This window comes from Corallococcus exercitus (assembly GCF_003611585.1).
In the GTDB taxonomy this organism is placed as follows: domain Bacteria; phylum Myxococcota; class Myxococcia; order Myxococcales; family Myxococcaceae; genus Corallococcus; species Corallococcus exercitus.
Window position 1 is genome coordinate 1 of sequence record NZ_RAVW01000071.1, and the last position, 20677, is coordinate 20677.

The 20677-nt window shown below is 68.6% G+C and carries 13 protein-coding genes and 1 pseudogene; 9 read left to right on the plus strand and 5 right to left on the minus strand.

Translation table 11 applies throughout. The annotated features are described in order from the left end of the window. From D7W79_RS11895 to D7W79_RS11915, 5 genes are all read left to right on the plus strand, one after another. A partial coding sequence (locus D7W79_RS11895; protein ID WP_439099190.1) for an outer membrane protein assembly factor BamB family protein occupies positions 1 to 1144 on the plus strand: 1144 nt, incomplete at its 5' end. Further along, a complete protein-coding gene (locus D7W79_RS11900) occupies positions 1141 to 1578 on the plus strand; it encodes a (deoxy)nucleoside triphosphate pyrophosphohydrolase (protein ID WP_120525487.1) in 438 nt (145 codons plus the stop codon). The genes D7W79_RS11895 and D7W79_RS11900, both read left to right, overlap by 4 nt. After that, a complete protein-coding gene (locus D7W79_RS11905) occupies positions 1578 to 2453 on the plus strand; it encodes a ribonuclease H-like domain-containing protein (RefSeq protein ID WP_120525488.1) in 876 nt (291 codons plus the stop codon). The genes D7W79_RS11900 and D7W79_RS11905 overlap by 1 nt, the downstream gene beginning before the upstream one ends. 68 nt (positions 2454 to 2521) lie before the next feature. Next, the gene (locus tag D7W79_RS11910) at positions 2522 to 3517 is read left to right on the plus strand and encodes a hypothetical protein (RefSeq protein ID WP_120525489.1); all 996 of its coding nucleotides are present in this window, start codon (positions 2522 to 2524) and stop codon (positions 3515 to 3517) included. A 69-nt stretch (positions 3518 to 3586) separates the two neighbouring features. After that, the gene (locus tag D7W79_RS11915) at positions 3587 to 4468 is read left to right on the plus strand and encodes a DUF3014 domain-containing protein (protein ID WP_120525490.1); all 882 of its coding nucleotides are present in this window, start codon (positions 3587 to 3589) and stop codon (positions 4466 to 4468) included. 3 nt (positions 4469 to 4471) lie between these two features. On the opposite strand, the gene D7W79_RS11920 is transcribed toward D7W79_RS11915, so the two are convergent. Then, positions 4472 to 5032, minus strand: coding sequence for a hypothetical protein (locus D7W79_RS11920; RefSeq protein ID WP_120525491.1), 561 nt, complete (start codon positions 5030 to 5032; stop codon positions 4472 to 4474). A 528-nt stretch (positions 5033 to 5560) separates the two neighbouring features. Between D7W79_RS11920 and D7W79_RS11925 the strand changes: the two genes are divergently transcribed. Continuing rightward, positions 5561 to 5941 (plus strand): DUSAM domain-containing protein, encoded by a 381-nt coding sequence (locus tag D7W79_RS11925; protein ID WP_158616945.1) that lies wholly within the window; start codon positions 5561 to 5563, stop codon positions 5939 to 5941. Positions 5942 to 6239: 298 nt separating this feature from the next. Here D7W79_RS11925 and D7W79_RS11930 read toward each other — a convergent pair whose 3' ends face one another. Further along, complete coding sequence (locus tag D7W79_RS11930) at positions 6240 to 7247, minus strand: phosphotransferase family protein (RefSeq protein WP_208729706.1); 1008 nt, start codon at positions 7245 to 7247, stop codon at positions 6240 to 6242. 92 nt (positions 7248 to 7339) lie between these two features. On the opposite strand from D7W79_RS11930, the gene D7W79_RS45725 reads away from it, so the two are divergent. Then, positions 7340 to 7840: a chromate transporter gene (locus tag D7W79_RS45725; RefSeq protein ID WP_276375350.1), complete on the plus strand. Its 501-nt coding sequence runs from the start codon at positions 7340 to 7342 to the stop codon at positions 7838 to 7840. Positions 7841 to 9706: 1866 nt separating this feature from the next. Here D7W79_RS45725 and D7W79_RS11940 read toward each other — a convergent pair. After that, positions 9707 to 10045 carry a hypothetical protein gene (locus D7W79_RS11940; protein ID WP_120525494.1) on the minus strand — a complete coding sequence of 113 codons (339 nt, stop codon included), beginning with the start codon at positions 10043 to 10045 and terminating at the stop codon, positions 9707 to 9709. Between the two features lie 301 nt (positions 10046 to 10346). On the opposite strand from D7W79_RS11940, the gene chrA reads away from it, so the two are divergent. Continuing rightward, positions 10347 to 11471, plus strand: a complete 1125-nt coding sequence (gene chrA / locus D7W79_RS11945; protein ID WP_244221718.1) for a chromate efflux transporter — start codon at positions 10347 to 10349, stop codon at positions 11469 to 11471. A gap of 68 nt (positions 11472 to 11539) precedes the next feature. Here chrA and D7W79_RS11950 read toward each other — a convergent pair. Next, positions 11540 to 12994, minus strand: a pseudogene (locus D7W79_RS11950) (Ig-like domain-containing protein); the annotation flags it as partial. Positions 12995 to 13544: 550 nt separating this feature from the next. Between D7W79_RS11950 and D7W79_RS44940 the strand changes: the two are divergent. Continuing rightward, positions 13545 to 17048 (plus strand): RCC1-like domain-containing protein, encoded by a 3504-nt coding sequence (locus tag D7W79_RS44940; protein ID WP_244221720.1) that lies wholly within the window; start codon positions 13545 to 13547, stop codon positions 17046 to 17048. 79 nt (positions 17049 to 17127) lie between these two features. On the opposite strand, the gene D7W79_RS11960 is transcribed toward D7W79_RS44940, so the two are convergent. Further along, on the minus strand, positions 17128 to 20313 hold the full coding sequence (locus D7W79_RS11960; RefSeq protein WP_158616947.1) for an RCC1 domain-containing protein: 3186 nt from the start codon (positions 20311 to 20313) through the stop codon (positions 17128 to 17130). Positions 20314 to 20677 lie beyond the last annotated feature (364 nt).

Below are 20677 nucleotides of genomic sequence, written 5' to 3' on the forward strand. Positions count from 1 at the left end.
AGGAATGGTGGCCGGGGTGGGGCTCCTGGCCGGGTGTGCCCGGGCGCCGCTGCACGGCAACCCGGAGCTGCCCGCGGCGCCCCGCCAGCCGCCGGTGGAGTACTTCCAGGTGGACTGGTGGAAGGGCCTCGTCGACAAGGTCCCGCTGCTGGAGTACTCGCCGCGCGAGCCCGCCTCCCCGGTGTACGACCCGGAGAGCCGGAACGTCATCGTCCAGACGCGTGACGGCTACATCCGCGCGGTGGGGCCGGACGGGCAGGTGGCCTGGTCCTTCCGCACGGGCGCCCGGGCGCTCGCGGGCGGCATCGCCAGCGAGGGCGTCCTCTACATGCCGGGCGGTGACGGCGTGCTGTACGCGCTCGACGGCCGCACCGGCGCGGTGAAGTGGAAGTACGCCACCAACGAATCGCTGGCCACGGTGCCGGTGCTCGCGGACGGCCTGGTGCTGGTGGCCACGGACACCGACACGGTGTTCGCGGTGAAGGCGACGGACGGCACGTGGGTGTGGCAGTACCGGCGCGACCCGCCGTCCGGCTTCACCATCCGCGGCGCCTCCGCGCCGAAGGTGGACCAGGGCACCGCGTACGTCGGCTTCTCCGACGGCTTCCTCGTCGCCCTCAAGCTGGAGGACGGCGGCGTCGTCTGGGAGAAGTCCCTGTCGGGCGCGGGGACGGAGTTCCTGGACGTGGACACCACGCCGGCCATCGACTCGGCGGGGCGGCTCTACGTCGCGTCGTACAAGAACGGCCTGTACGCCCTGGAGGCGGACACCGGCGCCGTCATCTGGAACACCAGCGTGGGAGGCCTGACCTCGCTCTTGTCCCGGGGCGAAGTGGTGTTCGCCACCGGCGACGGCCGCGTGGACGCCTACCTGGGGGAGACGGGGAAGCTCATCTGGTCGCTCCCCCTCAAGGACAGGACGGCGCTCGCTCCGGTGTTGGCCCGGGGAATGCTCCTGGTGCCCAACGAGCGTGCGCTGCTGTTCGTGGACCCGACGACGGGCAAGACGCGCCTGTCGTGGAACCCGGGCGTGGGCATCTCCGCGCCGCCGTTCGTCGTGGGCTCGCGGGTGTACGTGCTGTCCAACAACGCGTACCTGTACTCGCTGGACATGAACAACGTGAAGAAGGGGCCGCGCGGGTGACGCGCGCCGTGCCCCGGACGGTGCGGGTGGTGGCCGCGCTGATTCCCCGGCCCGGCCCGGAAGACGGCGGGCCGCGGTACCTGGTCCAGCAGCGCCTTCCTGGCGGCAGCCGCGCGCTCCTCTGGGAGTTCCCCGGCGGCAAGGTGGAGGCCGGCGAGACGGACGAGGCCGCCCTCGCGCGCGAGTGCCGCGAGGAGCTGGACGTGGAGCTGTCCGTGGGCCGCCGCCTGTGGGAGGGCCGGCACACGTACCCGGACCTCACGGTGGAGCTGGCGGTGTACGCGGCCACGCTGGTGTCCGGCGAGCCGAAGCCGCTGGGCGCGCACCAGCTGGCGTTCCACACGCCCACGGAGATGCAGGCGCTGCCGTTCTGCGAGGCGGACGTGCCGCTGTTGGACGACCTCTTGGCGGGAAGGCTGGGTGCGCTCGATTGATGCTGCTGCACACGTTCCAGCACATCCCCGGCGTGGGGCCGTGGCGCGAGAAGGACCTGTGGTCCAAGGGCATCCGGACCTGGGATGACTTCCCGGACGGCGGCATCGTCATCAGCCGCAAGGCGGACACGGTGGCCCGCCAGCGCATCGCGGAGGCGCGCGAGGCCCTGGCCCGGAAGGACCTGAAGGAGCTGGCTCGCATGGTGCCGCCGCGCGAGCACTGGCGCCTGTTCCCCGTGTTCCAGGACGACGCCGTCTACTTCGACATCGAGACGGACGGCAGCCAGACGCAGGTGCCCACGGTGGTGAGCCTGTTCGACGCCGCGGGGCTGCACGTCTTCATCCAGGGCCGGAACATGGACGCGCTGCCGGAGGCGATGGCGACGCGGCGGCTGTGGGTGACGTTCAACGGCTCGTGCTTCGACGTGCCGGTGCTGAAGGAGTACTTCGGCGCGAAGAACTTCCCGGTGCCGGAGGCGCACATTGATTTGCGCTTCGTCACGCGGCGGCTGGGGATGGGCGGCGGGCTGAAGGAGATTGAAGACAAGCTGGGCGTGGGCCGGCCGCCGCACTTGAAGGGCGTCAACGGCTACGACGCGGTGCTGCTGTGGCGCGCGTACCTGCGGCGCGGCGACGTGGAGGCCCTGCGCTACCTGGTGGAGTACAACCTCTACGACTCGTTCCAGCTCCGGTCGCTGATGGACCTCGCGTACAACAAGGGCGCGGACGACCTGAACCTGGACGTCCCCCGGCTGAAGGTGTTCGAGCGCGGGGACCTGCTCTACGACGTGAGCCGGCTGCTGCTGGAACTGGGCCCCACCGAGCGCGACCTGGACACGCTCGCGCGCGTGCGGGCCATGGAGCAGGATTCCTGAGCGGCCAGGTAGTCCCCTGGGTCGGCCGGCCGCGGCCCGGCACCCTCTGGGGCATTCCCAGCCGCCGCGTGGCGCTCACCCGGCTCACGGCCCTGCCGCTGACGGACGCGGAGTGGGCGGGTGACGGCTTCCTCCTGACGCCTTCGGGGGACGCGGTGGGGCTGGCCGTGGGCGCGCGGCGCGTCGCGGTGCTCGAAGCTCGCGAAGCCTGGCCGCCCGGGCGTGCGCTGGAGCTGCCCCGGACGGCGCAGCTCGTGGCCCTGCATCCGTCGCTGCGGGGCGCGGCGGTGCTGGGTCCGGGGCGGATCGAGATGGTGGGCCAGTCGCCGGACGGCGGTCCGGTGGAGACGCCGGCGCGGGCCTGGACGCGGCAGACGCAGGCGCTGGGGTTCGACGTCACCGGCCAGGGGCTGTGGACGAGCGGCGCGCGGGATGGGCGGGCGTCCGTGCACGTCCTGGATGCCCGAACGTTATCAGACGTCGCGGGGACGGAGGCCGGGCTCCCGCTGGACACGCCGCCGCTGGGCGAGGACGACCTGGACGGGCTGCACGAATGGATGCCGCATCCGAGCCTGCCGGTGATGGGGGTGGCGGTGAGCCAGGGCCAGGAGGGCACGTGGCTCACGTTCGTGGAGCGTGGCGCGGCGGGGCTCGTGCGCGGCGCGGCGGTGGCGTCGGTGGATGCGCCGTTCTATCCGGCGGGCTTCTTCCCGGATGGCTCGGGCTTCATTGGCGTGGGCGGCACCTGGGTGCGGCGCTGGACGTATCCGGAGGCCCGGATGGCGGCGGAGTTCCTGCTGCCGGAACAGGGCACGCTCGCCACGGGGTACACCGGGCTCGTGACGGCGGGGGCGGTGCTGGTGGCGGTGGAGGACCTGTTGGAGGCGGGGGAGTGGTACCTGCTTCAACTGGACCCCGGCTCGCTGCGGCCCGTGTGCGCGTGGGAGCTGCCGCTGTCCACGGAGGCCGTCACGTCGGTGCACCTCCTGCCCGGTGGCTTCGTCCTGTCGCCCGAGGACGGCCAGCTCTGGCGCCTGCCGGACGAGGTCTTCTCCGCGCGGTGAACACCGGCCGCGCGGTTTGTTCACGCCCGCGTGGAATGGCTCGGAGGCCTGTCTGTAAGGTCCGGGACCATGAGTGATCCGAACTTCGTGAATCAGGGCCCTGGAGGAGTTCCACCGCCGCCGGAGGCCGAGCCGCCCAAGGCTCCGTCGCGGGGCAAGGTCCTGGGCATCCTGATCGCGCTGATGGTCGTGGGCGTGGTGGCTTCGTACTTCGGCCTGCGGCGCCAGACCGAGCAGGCGCCCGTGGTGACGGCGCCCGCCGTGGTGGACGCGGGCGTGGCGCAAGCGCCCCCGGAGGTGTCGCTGCCGGAGAGCGACGCGCGGATCCGCGACCTGGTGGGCAAGCTGTCGGTGGACCCGGAGCTGGCGCGGTGGCTCCAGGAGCGCGACCTGGCGCGCCGGTTCACCGCGTCCGTGAGCAACATCGCCGACGGTGAGAGCCCCCGGGCCTCGCTGTTGTTCATGGCGCCCGCAGGGGCGTTCCAGGTGGGCGCGGCCGGGGCGAACGGGCGCTCGGAGATCGCGCCGCTGAGCTACGCGCGCTACGACCTGGTGGCCCGGGTGCTGGGCTCGCTGGACGCGTCCGGCGCGGCGATGGTGTACCGCGAGCTGAAGCCGCTCATCGACCAGGCGTACCGGGAGATCGCGCCGCCGGACCAGGGCTTCGAGACGGCCTTCGGCCGGGCCATCCAGCATCTGCTGGCGGTGCCGGTGCCAAAGGGGCCGGTGGAGGTGGAGCCCAAGGGCGCGCTGTATGTCTACGCGTCGCCGGAGCTGGAGGGGCTGAGCAAGGCCCAGAAGCACCTGCTGCGGATGGGCCCGGGGAACATGCGGCTCATCCAGGCGAAGCTGCGGGAGCTCCGCACGGCGCTGAACCTGCCGACGCCGGCGCCGGCCACGCCCGAGCCGTTGCCGGATCAGGCGCCGGGGCAGTCCGAAACCCAGGAGTGACGGCTACTTGTGCTTCTTCTTGCCGCCCTTGGCGGGGGGCGGCGGAGGCGGCTTGGCCTTTTCCTTGTCGCCGATGATCTGGAACGAGGCCCGGAGGTCGTCCACGTCGCGGCCGCGCGAGTCCTGGAACGCCGAGCCCGTCTGGGCGTCCACGACCAGGGTGTACGAGTAGCCGGTCTTGAGCGGCTGCGGCAGGTGGATGCGGTACACGAGGCCGTCATCGGACTCGGACACGGAGTCGTCGGAGACCATGGCCCGGTCGGCTTCGTCCATCAGCCGGACGCGGTAGTTCTTGAGCCCCAGGGTGCTGCGCAGCTCCAGGTCGGAGGTGGGCTCGACGAGCGGCTTTTCTTCGAGGGCCAGGGGGATGAGCGCCATGCCGGCGTCCGGCGACTGGTACTGGAGCGTGAAGACCACGGCCTCGGGAGCCGCATCCGGGGTCGACGTGGCGCTGGTGGCGCCGCCGTCCACGGGGCCTTGGGGCGTCTTGTCGGGACAGCCCGTCAGCAGGGCCGCGGTGAGGCCGCACAGCGCGGCGAGTCCGGTTCGTCGGAAGTGGCGCATGGGCCGGCAAGGTACGTTCCGGAACCGGGCTCGGGAAGCACCCAATTCGAGCGTCGGTGGGCCGGAGGTGGGTGGTCGACGGTGTGCTATCAGGTTTCGCTCGATGAACGCGATTCGCTGGACCGCGGCTGGGTTCTGCCTAGCCTTCACCTCGGGATGCTCAACCGTCGCGCATGAGACAGGACGCGGCTCCACGAGCGACTACCTGGCGCAAGCGGCGGACGCGTGCCGGCCGGGCGACCTGAGCACCGTGTGTTGCCTCAAGAAGTTCCGGCTCCCCGAAGCGTGCGGGATGACAGAGAGCGAAGCCGCGACGTTGATGCAGGGGGCTCGCGAGTTCGAGAAGGCTACCGGCACAGCCGCAAGTGAAGACGCGGACGACGGTTGGCGGCAACACTGCATCGACATGTATGCCCGATGCCAGTCCACGAAGAAGCCGCACTGGGGCGGTCCTTGCGGCTCATGCATGGAGCGCTGCAGAGGGCAGCGGCAATGGCCGTTCGACATGTGTGGGCCTGGGGTGGCGCAGTGACGTCCGATGACTGGCGGAAGGTGATCGACCTGGGGCTCGTGCTCGCGAACGGCGCGGAGTTGCCGCACGACCCTGAGCTGCCAGCGCTTTTGCGCAGGATGGCGCCACAGGTGGGAATGACCCATGCGGATGCCGAGGCAGCCCTGGTCAGCGCGTCGGCCACAGCCACGCTCGTGAGGGAGATCCACCGACGGACGCGCGAGGGCACATATCGCCTCGGACGCGCGTTCGGAGCGTCGGACTCGCTCAAGGAGAACGGGGATAGGGCCGGGGCGCGGAAGGTGCTCGAGGACGCGATGGCAGCGGAGGTGGTGCCGCTTTACCGGGCACAGCTTCAGGCGTACCTGGACCACGTGGACGACCCCGACGACACGTAGTTGTCGGAGCTGCGCGAGGGACTTGCTGACGACGGATGCGGGTGCAATCCGAGGTCCGCGAAGGTCGCCGGGCCGGTTGCGGGGACGTCCATGGAGGCCTGGGGTGGTCCGGGGAAGCGCCTGGAATCCTTGGGGAACCCCTAGTCAAAACGTCTGATAAGAAGCGTTATGTAAACTGGGGCTCTGGGGCTTGGTGGGGACGCATCCAAAGCCGTCCCCTGCTCACTCAGTCCCGATCCCTGTCGAATCCAGCCGCAATAGGACTTCGGCGACTCCATCCGGAGTCTGAAAAGGCTCCTTACAGCGGCGGCGGCTCGGCCAGCGCCGCACACGCGTCGAGCGCATCGACGGCCGCGGCGGTCTTGCGAAACCACACCTCACTGCCCTGAAACACCGCCTGGAACAGGTTGGTGAGCACCGAGAACCGGTGGTCCCACTGGCAAAGCGGCCAGGAGTAGTCGCGGATCCCCGCAGCGCACAGGCCCTCCCAATAGCGCCGCATGAGCGCGTCATCGCGGCGTGCGCGATCCACGCACGGCAGCCCCATCAGGCAATACGCCAGGTCGTGCGGCCCCAGGCCGGGCTTGATTTCCGACCAGTCAATCACGCGCGGTCGAGGGGCACCGGGAACGAACAGGACGTTGCCGAAGCAGTGAAAGTCAGCGTGGATCAGCGTCATCCCCCGGCCTGCTGCCGTGCGTTCAACGAACCGCGGCGCCCACGCCGCCAGCACATCCGCGAGCAACGCGCGCTCCCCAGCCTCGAGCCCCACGGCGAATCGCTCCGATGCCTCGCGCACCGCGATCGCATTGGCGGCGATCACCGTCGGTGGCCACGCCTGCACGGCCTGGGTCACCGACGGCTCGGGACTCCCCCCAGCTTCAAGCACCTCCAGTGGCAGCGCATCCCAGAACCGCGCATGCAAGCCGACCAGCGCGTCGATCGCGCCATGGAACTCGGGCTCCGACACCGCTGTGCCGACCGCGCGATATCCCTGCGCCTCGAGATCCTCGGTGAGCAGCAGCACGCTGACCGCGTCGTCGCTGACGCCGAGCAGTTTCGGTGCCGGGTGGTCCCAGCACGGTGCGAGCCGCTCAAAGAACCGGCGCTCGCGGCGCGCCGCCGCCGCCTCAGCCCCCGTGGCCCGCTTGCCGATCGCGACCCGCTGGGAGCCGTCCGCGAACCGGACCCGCAGCCGCGCGACGGTCGCCGTCGCCGAAGCGAATGTCGCCAGCACCTCGACGGTCGCGACGGGCTGCCCCAGCGCGCACGCCACCTCTGCCACCGAGAAACCCTCTGAGGTCACTGCGCGAATGTAGCCTACCGACGGAGGCTAAGCTCCGCGCCGTCCCGGGTTCGTGGGCCACTGGAGCTTTGAACCATGCGTCCCACATCGCGATGATGGAAGACGAGCTCGTGCGGCGGCGCCAGTGGTTGCCCCGTGAGGAGTTCCTCGACCTGCTGGGCGCCACCCACCTCATCCCGGGCCCGAACTCCACCGAGCTGGCCCTCCACCTGGGCCACCGGCGCGCCGGCTGGCCCGGGCTGGTCGTGGCCGGGGTGTGCTTCATCGTCCCGGCGATGCTCCTCACGCTCGCGGCCGCCTGGGCCTACGTGCGTTTTGGCACCCTGCCCCAGGCCGGCGCCCTTCGTGACAAGCCTGTCTACCGTCCAAGGGCGCCTGCCAAAAACGCAAGCGCCCAGCGACTCGTCAGTAATTGGTGCCGTGCACCTGCACCGGATGACGGGGGCAACTTCTGCTGTCGCTTTACAATGCCGACGTGCCGGGCTGGTACGCGCTCGCGGCATCCAACTGATTCTTTGCGCCGCAGCCATCTTTCCTGGACCTTCCTGGTATTCCAACCTTATAAGACACGGGCAATGGGCGTCAGTCACTGACTGTCTCAGTGAATGGAACTGTCATTGCTGCTGCGCCTGTACTCCTTGGAGGGGGAAGCTCAATGGGGCATTTCAAAACTGGCGTTTTGTTGGCGGGGCTTATCGCGGCCTGCGGTCTGGTGTTCCCGCTTGCGTGCGGACCCGTGCAGGAGAATGAAGCCCAAGGCGGGGTGGACGGGCCGCAGTTCGCCATGCAGGTGCAGGCGTTTCATGGAGGGGACCTCGGGAGCGCCTTGGGCAAGCCCCTGGCCACGGCGACGACGGTGGGAAAGACGAATGAGGTCTCCTCGAACTGCGGGGGGACCAATACCGCGCCCGACATCTCCTATACGTGGACGCCGCCATTCTCTGGGGTTTTCAAGTTCACCACCGAGGGGTCGGCTCTGGACACGGTGCTGACAGTCCACCCGGTGAACAACTCCACCAACGTCGTTGGCTGCAATGACGACGAGCCGGGTGGAAATACGTGGTCGTCCGTGACAGTGACCCTCGCAACCGGCACTGGCTACACCATCGTTGTGGACGGGTACGGGAAGTCCTCGGGCCCCATCACGCTCAACATCACGGCACCCGGCTCCCCCTGCCCTGGCCCTTGCACCATGCCGCCGAGCACCTGTCATCAGTCCTCGGGGACGTGCGAGGAGGCCATCTGTGTCTACCCGTACAAGGCATTTGGTGCGTCCTGTGATGACGGTGACTACTGCAGCCTGGGCGAGATCTGCGACGGGGCGGGCACCTGCGGAGCGAGTACGGTGCGCACCTGCAACACGCCTTCGAGTCAATGCCAGCAGCCCGTTGGCACCTGCTCGGGCAACCAGTGCAACTATCCCCTCAAGGCGACCGGTACCCTCTGCGACGATGGCAACTCCTGCACCGTGAACGACACGTGCGGTAGCACAGGCACCTGCTCCGGCTCGACCCTTGTCTGCAATACGCCGCCGAACACGCAGTGCTACCAGACCAACGGCGTATGCTCGAACGGCTCCTGCTCGTACCTGCCCATGCCCCAGGGCACGCCGTGCAACGATGGACAGTCCTGCACGGTCAACGACGTGTGTAACGGAGCGGGGACGTGTGGCGGCGCGAGCACCTGCAACACGCCTCCTGGCCAGTGCTACGAGTCTGTGGGCATCTGCTCCGGAAACAATTGCACGTATGCCCCCAAGGCGAATGGCGCATCGTGTGGTGACGGTGACGATTGCACGATCAATGATAGGTGCAACGGCTCGGGCAGTTGCGTCGGCTCGACAGTGGCCTGCTCGGAGACGCATAATGAGTGTGCACCGGTCATTGGCTGCACCCCAGACGGCTCATGCATGTATGGAAGCTGCCCTGAGGGGACATTCTGCAAATTTGGCAGGTGCCGGTGAGCGTCAACCAATCACGACGTTGCGCCCCGTCGTGATGGCGAGGTGAGGCGCTTGAGTCCGCGCCTCACCCCGCTCTCTGCATCTTGCTGATGGCCGTGGTGAGTGAAGTTGCCCCGGTTTCGCAGAGCGTTCCGCGCATCCCCTCAAGCGGTAGCGCGGTGCTTCTTCTCGTAACCAGCGGCGTCCCGGGTTCTTCTTCTGGGGCCGTTTCGCTGGGTCCCCCTGCTTCTCTGACGCAGGCGTGGTCGCCTCCTCACTCCAGTCAGATGGAGGCACCCGGGACGCCGGTACGGTGGATGCGGGCACGCCGTCCTTGGCGTGCAAGAGCCACCAATTCACCGGCCTCCAACTCCACCTACGCCATTCCAGACTCGTGCCGCTGAGGGCTACGGAGCCTTCGGCGCGGCTGTAGACAAGGCGATTCGCCGTGAAGGTCGGTGCCGACGGCGACGCCGGAGACTGGAGCGCCGGCGGCGCCTGGATGACGTCAGCCAGCCTACGGCTGCATGTCCTCCGCTTGCCCGGGCTCGCGGCAGACCTCCTCCGAGCCTTCCTCGGAGTCCTGCGTCACGGCGTCGCACGACGCCTCGGGGGCTGCGAAGCCCGGCGCGCAGACGGCGTCCGGGTATTGGTACCCGTAGGACGCCACCCACTCACCGCAGGTGGTGGTTTGGCTGGTAAAGGGCTTCGTACAACGCCAGGAGCAAGGGACAATCGAGTGCTCAATCTCGGTGCACCACGTGTCACAATCGGGGAACAGGGCCAGCGCAGTTGCGGGCGTCAAGGAAAGGACCGCCGACACAGTCAGCAATGACTTCATCATCAGCTTGCGCATGTGCGTGCTCCGTTCGAGGAAGGTGCGTGAAGCCTGCCAAGCCTAGATTGACCGGGTTGCCAGCGCACAAGACCACCCCTTATTCGAACGGGCAGACTGTCCAGTTGAATGCAAACCAACCCAGAACATGGCGGATGCTTGGGCCACGGCCGGGTTTGATAGTCTTTCGCCATCATGGACGCGCTTCCACGGAGGTCCTGCGGGGGGCTGGGCTTCGCTTGTGCTTGTCCTCGGGGGCACGACCGCGCCCCACTCTTCCTGGGCACCATGGGCGCCCCGAACCCTGGTAGAAGCCCGGGTCGTGCCCCCCATTGGTGAAGTCGCGCGGGTCTTCCTCCGGCTCGGACTGACGTCCTTCGGGGGCCCCGCTGCTCACATCGCGATGATGGAAGACGAACTCGTGCGGCGGCGCCAGTGGCTGCCCCGCGAGGAGTTCCTCGACCTGCTGGGCGCCACCCACCTCATCCCCGGCCCCAACTCCACCGAGCTGGCCATCCACCTGGGCCACCGGCGTGCTGGCTGGCCCGGGCTGCTGGTGGCCGGCGTGTGCTTCATCGTCCCGGCGATGCTCCTGACGCTCGCGGCCGCCTGGGCCTACGTGCGGTTTGGCACCCTGCCCCAGGCCGGCGCCCTCCTGTACGGCGTCAAACCCGTCATCCTGGCCGTGGTGCTACAGGCCTTGTGGGGGCTCGGAAAGACGGCCCTCACGACGCGCCCCCGGATCGCCGTGGCCATCGGCGCGGCCGTGGCGAGCGCGCTTGGAGTCAACGAGCTGCTCATCCTGGCTGTGTCCGGCGCTGCCCTGGCTGCGTGGCTTCGTGCGCGGTCGGCACCGGCTTCCGGTTCAACGCTCGTGCTGGCGCCATTCGCCCTGCACGGCGCGACGGTAGTTACGGCTTCGGTGCCGTTCAGCCTGGGTGGGCTCTTCCTATTCTTCCTCAAGGTCGGCAGCGTGCTGTTCGGCAGCGGTTACGTGCTGCTGGCCTTCCTGCGCGCGGACCTCGTCGAACACTGGGGCTGGCTCACGGAAGCCCAGCTCCTGGACGCGGTGGCCGTGGGCCAGTTCACGCCGGGCCCCGTCTTCACCACCGCGACGTTCATCGGCTACCTGGTGGGCGGCACGCCCGGCGCGGGGCTCGCCACGCTGGGCATCTTCCTGCCCGCCTTCGTCTTCGTGGCGCTCAGCGGTCCGCTGGTGCCCCGGCTTCGCAAGTCGCGGACCGCGGGTGCGGTGCTTGATGGCGTCAACGCGGCGTCGCTGGCCCTCATGGCTGTGGTGACGTGGCAGTTGGGACGCGCGGCCCTGGTGGATGGATGGACGGTGGCCCTGGCCGTGGCGGGTGCGGCGTTGCTGCTCCGCTGGCGCGTCAACTCCGCGTGGCTGGTGCTGGGCGGTGCCGCCGCCGGGCTGCTGCTGGCCTGGTGACAAGACTGTGTACCGCCCAAGGGCGCCTGCCAAACGCGCAAGCGCCCAGCGCCTCGTCAGAGATTCATCACTTGCACTGGCGTGAGGCGGTCCGTCTGTGTCCCGTCGCCCAATTGGCCGGAGACGTTGGAACCCCAGGCCCAGACGGTGCCGTCCTGCTTCAAGGCGAGCGTGTGGTGGTCTCCAGCGGCGAGATGAGCTCCGAAGCCTGCGGCGCAGGCGCTCCCTCCCTGGAGGGAGAAGAGATAGGAGGCGGAGAGGCCCAGGGCGTTGGTGACGGTAGCCGTCACGGTGGGCGGGGTTCCCGAGGGGATGCAGGAGGGCGCCGTCCAGAGGACTTCGCTGGTGATGGCGGTGCTGGTGGCCGTGCCCAGGGTGCCCGCGCTGATGGCCCAGGCGAAGGAAAGCGCGCTGCCCTGCGGGTCCTTCGCCTTCACCCGGAAGACGACGGTGCCTCCGCCCGCGGGCACCGAGGCAACGGACTGGAAAGTCTCCACCACCTCGGGCGGGAACTGCCCGGCGGTGGGCGACGTTGAAACGTAGAAGGTGAGACTGCCCGTGCCCTGCCCGCCCCGGCCATCCTGCACCAGGACCGTCAGCTTGCAGGTGCCGCCGGAGGGCTGGGCCGAGGGCGTAAAGCCGGCGCTGGCGGAAGCGGCATTCGTCCACGTGCCCGCGCACGAAGCCGTCCACTGGTAGGTGAGGCTGTCGCCATCCGCGTCGCTCGCGGCTGCCGTCACCTGAGTGGCCTGACCCACGGCGACAGAGGACGGCAGGACTGTCACCCCAGTCACCTGGGGCCAGGTGTTGAAGGCGACGTTGACGGCCGCACTGCCATTGCCGGTGCTCACCGTGATGGTGACGCTGAGCGAAGCGCTGGCGCCCTTGGAGTCCGTCACCGTCAACGTCAACACCACCTGGCCCGCTGCCCCTGGTGCTGTCCAACTGCTGGCGAGGCTGGAGGGCGCGCTGAAGCTGCCTGATGGCGCCGTCCACGCATACGTGAGCGAGTCGCCCGCGTTCGGGTCATCCGCGGTGGCCTGCAGCGTCACCTGCCCGCCCGGCGCCACAGTGCCGGGACTGGCCACCAGCGAAAGAATCCGCGGCGCAGCGTTGTCGAAGGCCGCAGGTGCATTCACCTCCTGCAGCAGCAGCGTGACGGCCGTGGTCTGCCCGGCCTGGATGGTGACGGGCGTCACCTGACCCGCGTAGCGCACGGTGTTGGACGCATCGAACGCTTGCGCGCTGAAGGTCCGTCCGGTGCCTGCGGGCAACTGCCCCAGCACCCCACCCCACTGCCCACCCGTCTTCACCAGCGCATCCGTGCGCGTCGTCATGCCGGGGCCGGACGTGGTGAGCTCCACCCGGACCACATCGCTGGCACTCAACGCCTGCGGCACCGTCAGCACCACCTGCGCGCTGCCTTCCGCTTCAGCGGGTGACCGCGAACCACCGCAGCCGACCAATGCCAGCATCAGGCCCAAAGCCAGACAGGCCAACCCACTTCGACTCTCTTGCCTCATGGACTTCTTTCCTGGGGACAACTGGATGGGCCTTCCCGAGAGGCAATCCGCGCCCACGCGGACGGGGGCCTGGCTCAAGAAAACGGCGCGGGACTCTACATGCGGGGCCCGTGCACCCGCTCCTGAGTCCGGCCCACTCCACGGCAGTCCAAGCCGACCTCCGGTGTGGGCACCTACCGAATCCCCGTCTTGTGTCAGCGCTGATTTGTATCGAGTTCGGTGTCTGTCATTCCTGAGGGAGGGGTAACCAGGACCCGCCGCGCGGATGACACGCCAAGACAAGGATTCCTTTCCAAGTCGAACAGCCCGGGAATGCTTGCTTATTGCTCATGGAGAAGGCTTCTCTGTGTCCTATCGCTCCAAGCGGCTTCGTCTCAAAACCCAGGGCGCGTGTGACTGATCCTCCGCGTGCCCCCTCCGGATTGCTCCTGTCATGACTCCTGCCTCCTCCATCCACCGGTCCCTGGTGCTAGCTCTGGCCATGTTCGTGGGCTGTGCCCCACCTACCGACGACGCTGTCCCCGCCGCTCCAGTCGAGCATGACCGGGCAGTGGCCCAGGAACTCGTGACGCAGGGGGCGACGACGCTCCACTCGGAGCGTCGAGGCATCGGCTTGAGCTTCCGGGCGCCGCAGGGGGCCGTCCCCTCGGCGGGCGTGACACTGGATCCTCGCCGCTCGCTCGCGGTCACCGAGCAGGCCATCGTCAGCACCTTCACGCTGAAGCAGGTGATGGATCAGCTCGTCGCGCAGAGCGGCGTGCCGGGCCTCACCAGCCTGCAGCTCTTCCGCCAGCTCTGGGACACCCAGAACCCCAAGCCGGGCCTGGGCCTGGGCGGACACTGCAACGACCAGGTGGATGGCAGCGGCAACCCTGCGTTCAATGGCTATCCCTACCTTTGCCGCCCGGCCGAGGGTTCCCAGGTCCAGGTGGATCCGTTCGCGGACCCGAACTCGGGCAATGCGTACATGGCGGTGGGGCTCTTCAACCGGTTCGACCTGGCCCCGGTGGACGGCGCGGACTGCGGTGAGTACCGCATGGTCTTCGCGAAGCGCTCCGGTTCGAGCAGCTCGGCGAACCGCAACTTCATCATCTTCGAGGCCTCGCTCCCCAACCCCGCCCCCGCGAAGGGGCTGGAGGGCTGCCTGGCCGTCGCGCGGTTCTGGAAGGACCTGTCGGCCAATGGCGACCTGGCCTCCCGCGCCGCCGCGCTCCAGCAGTTCTACTTCCAGGGCCTGCCCGGCTTCCGGCCCGTGGTGCACGTCGACAACTACGGTGCGGAGGCCGGCCGGGGCACGGGGCAGATCCGCACCAACATGTTCATGCAGTCCAACTGGATGCTGCGCGAGTTCAAGCTCCAGAAGACCTGCGGCGGCACCGGTTGCACCTCACTCAAGGCCGTGGCCGTGACGGACAAGGTGAACCCCTTTGGGAACCTGTTCAGCCCCACGTCCACGCACCCGCTCGCGGCGGACTTCCGTGCCTTCCTCCCCGGCCAGGTGGCGGCGCTGGCGGTGGCGGACCTCAACCTCTTCAACTACGAGGTGCCGGACCGCTTCAACGGCGGCCAGAGCCAGGCGCAAGGGTCGGAGAACAACTACAGCGTCCAGTTCGGCAGCGGCGGCACGCTCCGGTCGGCGCTCCAGACGGAGCTCACGCGCATCGGGAGCCCGCTGACGCCGGACCACATCATCCAGCGCGCCAAGGCGCTGTCGTGCGCGGGCTGCCATGACCTGAGCAACGGCGCCAACGTGGGCCTGCCCCAGACGTGGCCCCGGTCGCTGGGCTTCACGCACACAAGCGAGACCGCGGAGGCGGGGCCGGAGGGCACGCGCTTCCTGCTGTCCCCAGCGGTGGTGAACGTCTTCCTGCCCCACCGCGCGGCCGTGCTCGAAGCGTTCCTCAACCGTCCGCGCCCCTGCCTCACCATGGGGTGCATCGCGGCGGGCAGCTATCACTCCCTGGTCGTGCGTCCTGACGGAACGGTCCGGGCCTCGGGCGAAAACAGCTACGGTCAGTTGGGAAACGGCTCCACGACGAGCACTTCCACGCCGGTCCAGGTGTCAGGACTGAGCGGGGTCGTGGCCGTGGCCGCGGGTTACGGCCATTCCCTTGCCCTGCGTACCGACGGCACGGTGTGGGCGTGGGGCAATAATTACGAGGGCCAGCTTGGGGACGGCACGATGCTCCGTCGAACCACGCCGGTGCAAGTCTCGGGCTTGACGGCGGTCACAGCCGTGGCGGCGGGCGGTTCGACCTCTGTGGCGCTACGCGCCGATGGCAGCGTGTGGGCTTGGGGTAGCAACTCCCAGGGGCAGCTCGGTGACGGCTCGATGAACTCTCGCTCGCTGCCCGGTCTCGTCTCTGGCTTAAACGGAGTTACCTCTGTTGCCATCGGTCTAGGCCATGTCCTGGCCCTGCGCTCGGACAAGACCCTCTGGGCCTGGGGACGGAACGACTCCGGTCAGATGGGTGATGGCACCACCACGCGCCGGCCTACAGCGCTGCCCGTTCCTGGAATGACAGATGTCGTGGCCTTGGGAGCGAGTTCCTCCAGCTCCGTGGTGGTTCGCTCGGATGGCACCGTCTGGGCCTGGGGATCGAGATTTACTCACCAGGGTACAAGTGGGGGGTGGAACTCGGTGTTCGACAAGTCACCCGTGCGGGTCGCAGGCTTGATGGGGGCTGTCACCGTGGCCGCAGGTGGAACCTCTGCCCTGGTGTTGCGTTTGGACGGCAGCCTCTGGTCCTGGGGACTGAACAACAGTGGTCAATTGGGAGCGGGGAACCGGCAGGGAGCCACGGTGCCTCAGCCCGTGTCCGGTCCCCCAGGTGGATTTGTTTCCGTGAGCGTGGGAGAGAACCACGTCCTGGCCATGCGCGCGGATGGCTCGGTCTGGAGCTGGGGCGAAAACCGTCAGGGCCAGCGAGGCGATGGAACCACGAGCGCACGGGCCACTCCGGGACAGGTGCCCGGGATGGATTCCATCATGGCAGTGTCAGCGGGTGCCAACCACGTCCTCGCGCAGGATTTCGATGGCACCGTCTGGGCAATGGGCGACAACAGCGTGGGCCAGCTCGGATTGGATGATCCAGCTCCACGCTCGGCTCTGACCCGACTCGAGGGATTGAGCAATGTCGGAGCAATCTCCGCAGGCGGGTACCATTCCCTGGCGATGCTTTACGACGGGACCGTCTGGACCTGGGGGGACGACGAATATGGGCAACTCGGCCTGGGGGGGACGGGTCAGCGCAGGGTTCCCACGCAGGTTCCGGGGCTGGATGGGATTATCGCGGTGGCAGCTGGCGACAATCATTCGCTGGCGCTGCGCTACGACGGGACGGTCTGGGCCTGGGGCAGCAACTGGGCTGGAGAATTGGGGATTGGGTCTACGAACTGGCAATACCGTCCCATCCAGGTACCGGGCTTGAGCGGCATCGTTGCGATCGCCGGTGGGGCCGACTTCTCTCTCGCCTTGCACTATGACGGGAGCGTCTGGGCCTGGGGCGGCAACTGGGAGGGAGAATTGGGCGATGGCACTACCGAGCAGCGCAACAGACCTATCCGGGTGCCGGGGGTGAGCAATGTCGTCTCTCTAGATGCGGGAGAGCGCCACGTTCTCGCGGTGCGTTCCGACGGCACTCTTTGGGCCTGGGGCTCCAATGGCTCTGGAGAGCTGGGACTCGGCGACACGGTGACATCGCATCCACCAGCGCAGGTGACCGGCTTGAGCGGCGTCGTGGCGGTGTCCGCGGGCAGCCATCATTCCATAGCGGTCCGCTCCGACGGCACCGTGTGGACCTGGGGTTCGAACTCCGAGGGCGCATTGGGGATCGGCACCCTCGTCTCCAGTGCTGTTCCCGTCCGGGTCCCCAACCTGAGTGGGATCCAGAGCGTGGCCTCGGGACTGTCCACCCGTCAGTTCGAGGTCTACTCCCTGGCGCTGGGCTACGACGGAACCCTCTGGTCCTGGGGGGCCAACACCGACGGCCAGCTCGGCCTCGATGGCCCGACCCGCTACAGCTGCGTGCCTGCAAGCACCCCACTCTTCTAGGTCGCGCGAAGGCTCGTTGAGAGCGCCCCGGGAAGTCTCGTGCGACTTCCCGGGGCCGCTCTTCCTGTTGAACCCGGAGCTACGGAAGGGCCGGGCCCTTGACCTGCACCGGCGTCGTGCGCTGGGTCGTCGTCCCGTCACCCAGCTGGCCGTTGCTGTTGCTGCCCCAGGCCCAGACGCTGCCGTCCTGCTTCACGGCCGCCGTGTGACTCCCGCCAGCCACCAGGGCGCTGACGCTGGTCAGTCCCTGGATCTGCACCGGCGTCGTGCGCTGGGTCGTCGTCCCGTCGCCCAGCTGGCCGTAAGCGTTGTAGCCCCAGGCCCACACGCTGCCGTCCGACTTCAAGGCCACGGTGTGGTAGCCGCCATTGATGGGAGTGCCGCCAGGGAACAAGGCCGTCACGCCGGTCAAGCCCGAGAGCTGCACCCGCACCGGCGAAGTGCGATCGGTCATCGTCCCGTCGCCGAGCTGGCCGTAGCCATTGTAGCCCCAGGCCCAGAGGGTGCCGTCCTGCTTTCGCGCGAAGGTGTGGGCCGCGCCACCGTAGACGGCGGTGACACCCGTCAGTCCCAGCACCCGCACGGGCGTGGTGCGGTAGAACGTCGTCGTCCCGTCTCCAAGCTGCCCGGCGCTATTGAAGCCCCAGGCCCAGAGGGTGCCGTCCTGCTTCAGGGCGACAGTGTGAGCCGCGCCAGCGCCAAGGGCCGTGACACCGGTCAGTCCCGCGACGAGCACGGGGCGAACGCGGGTGCTGGTGGTCCCATCTCCGAGCTCGCCCTCGATATTGTTGCCCCAGGCCCAGACAGTGCCGTCCTGCTTCAGGGCGACGGAGTGGTAGTCCCCCGCATGAACGGTCGCGACCCCGGTCAGCCCCTCGACCAGTACGGGCGTCGAGCGGTTGGTTTTCGTTCCGTCCCCCAGCTGGCCGTTGCTGTTGCTGCCCCAGGTCCAGACGGTGCCGTCCTGCTTCAGGGCCACGGTGTGGGAGCCACTCGCGTGAATGGCGGTCACGCCCGTCAGGCCCTGGACCTGGACCGGCGTCGTGCGGTCGGTGGTCGTCCCGTCCCCAAGCTGGCCGAACTCGTTGTTGCCCCAGGCCCAGACGGTGCCGTCCTGCTTCAGGGCCACGGTGTGGGAGGCACCAGCGGCAACGCGCTGGAACCCGGCGGCGAAGCACGCGGAGCCTGCGGGACCGGAAGCCGCTTCGTCCATGACCCCGTTGCAGTTGTTGTCCACGCCGTCGCAGACCTCCGCCGCCCCAGGCCGGATGGCCGCGCTGGAGTCATTGCAGTCGCCCGCCTTCGACACGTAGCCCGCGGGCTGGCTGCACTTCTGCAGCGGCGTCGCCGAGGTGCCGAAGCCATCTCCGTCCGCGTCGCGATACCAGGTCTGAGTGGGCAGGCCCTCGTCGACCAGGGAGTCGCAGTCGTTGTCCACGCCATCGCAGACCTCCGGGGCTCCAGGGTTGAGGGCTGGATTGCTGTCGTTGCAGTCGCCCGCATTCGGGACATGCCCCGCAGGCTGGACGCAGGCCTGCACCGACTGGGACGTCTGGCCGTAGGTGTCGCCGTCCTGATCGCGGTACCACGACTGGAAGGCCAGCCCGTCATCCGGTTGACCGTCGCAGTCGTTGTCCAGGCCGTCGCACACCTCCGGAGAGGCGCCACGAACGGGGGCGCACTCGAGGACCCCGTGGGTGCAGTACGTCACGCCCTCACCGCAAACCCCCAGCTGCCCGGTGGCGCACGCCTGGAGTCCACCCGGGTTGCCTTCGTCCACCTGCCCGTCGCAGTCGTTGTCCAGGCTGTCGCACTGCTCGGCGGAGGCGGTCTGGCGCTGCTGGCACACCACGGTGCCATTCGTGCACGCCGTCACTCCCGCCGCGCAGACGCCCTGCTGCCCCGTCGAGCAATCCGCCCCGCCACTGGCATTGCCGTTGTCCACCACCCCGTCGCAGTCGTCGTCCATCCCATTGCAGGTCTCCTCCGCGCCGGGATGGGTGGTGGCCGAGTAGTCGTCGCAGTCGAGGTCCTCCACGTAGCCTGGGGACGGCTCGCAGGACTCCTCGGCCATGTACTCGTCACCGAAGCCGTCCATGTCGCCGTCGAAGTAGAACGTGTTGGCGATGAGGGCCGTCCCCGGCGCCGTCATGGGCACCGTCGACGTGTTGCCTGTGCCGAGCTGTCCCTGGCCGTTGTTGCCCCACGTCCAGACGGGGCAACCGGGCCGCAGGGCCAGCGTGTGCTGGGCCCCCGCTGCGAGCGCCGTCGCATCCGAGATGCCCGTGACGCCCACGGGCGACGCGCTGTTGGCCGTGCTGCTGTTGCCCAGCTGGCCCGACGCATTGTGTCCCCAGGCCACCGCCAGGCCATTCCCGATGATGGCCAGGGAGCTGTTGTGTCCCGCGACGAGGGTCGTCACAGCGAAGACGCCATTCACTGGAGTGGGCGTCATCACCGGCGTCGTGCTGGTGCTGCCCGTGCCCACCTGGCCGAAGGTGTTCTGCCCCCACGCCCACACGTTGCCGAATTGCTCATCGACGATGAGGGAGTGACCCGCGCCCGCCGCCACGGCCTTGGCGAGCGGCACCCCCGCGACCTGCACCGGTGCCAGCACCGCCGCGCTGGTGGCGCCCGTGCCAGCCTGGGCGGATGAATTCAGGCCCCAGCCCCACACCTTGCCGTTGACATCCAGCGCCAGCGCGTGGTTGACGCCCGCGGCCATGGCGCGCACGGCGGGCAGGCCCTGCACCACGACAGGTGTGGCGACCGCAGCGCTGGTATTGCCGGTGCCGACCTGCCCGGAGGCGTTCTGGCCCCAGGCCCACAGCCGGCCGTCCGTGCCCAGCGCGAGCGAGAAGTTCCCGTTGGCCGCGATGGCCTTGATGCCGGTGAGGGCCGCGACCTTCGTGGGAACGAGCACCGTTCCCCCCACGGTCCCCAGGCCTGCCTGGCCGGAAGCATTCTGACCCCAGGCCCAAACGTTGCCGCTCACGTCCAGCGCGAGCGAGTGGCCGATGCCCGCGGCGATCGTCTTGATGGAAGGCAGCCCGTTCACCCGGCCGGGCTGCGACTGAGGGGTGCCGCTGGCGCTGCCAGTGCCGAGCTGCCCTGTGACGTTCTGCCCCCAGGCCCACACCGTTCCATCCTTCTTGAGGAACAGGGAGTGATAGGCGCCCGCTGCCACGGTCTGGGGCACCTTCACGATCGTGAGCGCCTGCTCCGAGGTGGCGGTCTCGATGGCACCGGAGTCCTCCGGTGCCATCCCTCCACAGCCCATGACCGCGAAAATCCCCATGGCCAGAATCGCCAGACAGCTGCTTCTCATTCGCTTCAAGGAAACTCCCCGCGTGTTGGATTGCGCTCCCTTGTCATGAGTCATCGCCGAGCGGGTTGATGCGCTCAGGCGTGATGACAATGGAGCGGGGGCTCTATACCTGGAGCGCGAGTGTTTTCGCTCGTGAGTCGGCCCGGCCCCCGAAGTGTCATGGGCACCTCACCTGCGTGGATGCTTGCAGCGGTGTTGCTCTTTCACGGGGGAGCCAATCCGCTGTCGCGGGCCTTTACGCCCCCCTGTCTCACGGTGTGTCATCGGGTCATGTAAAATCCTGAAAACGGCCCAAATCCGC

Excerpts from the sequence above, each read along its gene's own strand:
- D7W79_RS11960 (WP_158616947.1), bottom strand. The coding sequence starts at position 20,313 with ATGGCACCGGAGGACTCCGGTGCCATCGAGACCGCCACCTCGGAGCAG.
- D7W79_RS45725 (WP_276375350.1), top strand. The coding sequence starts at position 7,340 with ATGATGGAAGACGAGCTCGTGCGGCGGCGCCAGTGGTTGCCCCGTGAG.
- D7W79_RS11905 (WP_120525488.1), top strand. The coding sequence starts at position 1,578 with ATGCTGCTGCACACGTTCCAGCACATCCCCGGCGTGGGGCCGTGGCGC.
- D7W79_RS11940 (WP_120525494.1), bottom strand. The coding sequence starts at position 10,045 with ATGCGCAAGCTGATGATGAAGTCATTGCTGACTGTGTCGGCGGTCCTT.
- D7W79_RS11915 (WP_120525490.1), top strand. The coding sequence starts at position 3,587 with ATGAGTGATCCGAACTTCGTGAATCAGGGCCCTGGAGGAGTTCCACCG.
- D7W79_RS11920 (WP_120525491.1), bottom strand. The coding sequence starts at position 5,032 with ATGCGCCACTTCCGACGAACCGGACTCGCCGCGCTGTGCGGCCTCACC.